Genomic DNA, 531 nt, shown 5'->3' with positions numbered 1-531 from the left:
ATCTCCTTCTCGCCGATCAGCTTGTGGTCCACCTTGGGAATCGGGTCCTGCCAGATGAGTTCTTCCTTGGGCACTTCCGGTCCCAGGTACCGAACGCGCGGGCCCATGTCGCGGTGCGTCAGTTTGAACCACGCGCGCGCGAACGCTTCGGCGAACTCGTCGGGGTTCTCCATGAAGCGCCGTGAGATCTTCTCGTACGCGGGGTCGAAGCGCAGCGAGAGGTCGGTGGTCAGCATCGACGGCGCGATGCGCTTGGACTTGTCGTGCGCGTGCGGCACGGTGCCGGCACCCGCGTCGTTCTTCGGCCGCCACTGGTGCGCGCCAGCCGGGCTCTTCGTAAGTTCCCATTCGTAGCTGAACAGGTTCCAGAAGAAGTTGTTGCTCCACTTGGTGGGCGTGGTGGTCCAGGTGACCTCGATGCCGCTGGTGATCGCGTCGCCGGCCTTGCCCGAACCGAAGTCGCTCTTCCAGCCAAAGCCCTGCTCCTCGAGGCCGGCCGCTTCCGGATCGGCGCCCTTGTGGGGCTCGGGC

The 531-nt window shown here is 65.3% G+C and carries 1 protein-coding gene; it reads right to left on the bottom strand.

What is annotated here, in order from left to right:
- A partial coding sequence (locus tag L6Q96_23620) for a catalase-peroxidase (GenBank protein ID MCK6557534.1) occupies nt 1-531 on the bottom strand: 531 nt, incomplete at both ends.

The organism is Candidatus Binatia bacterium (assembly GCA_023150935.1).
GTDB lineage: Bacteria > Desulfobacterota > Binatia > HRBIN30 > HRBIN30 > JAKLJW01.
The sequence above is the reverse complement of the archived record's forward strand: the minus strand, read 5'-3'. Positions and strand labels throughout refer to the sequence as shown.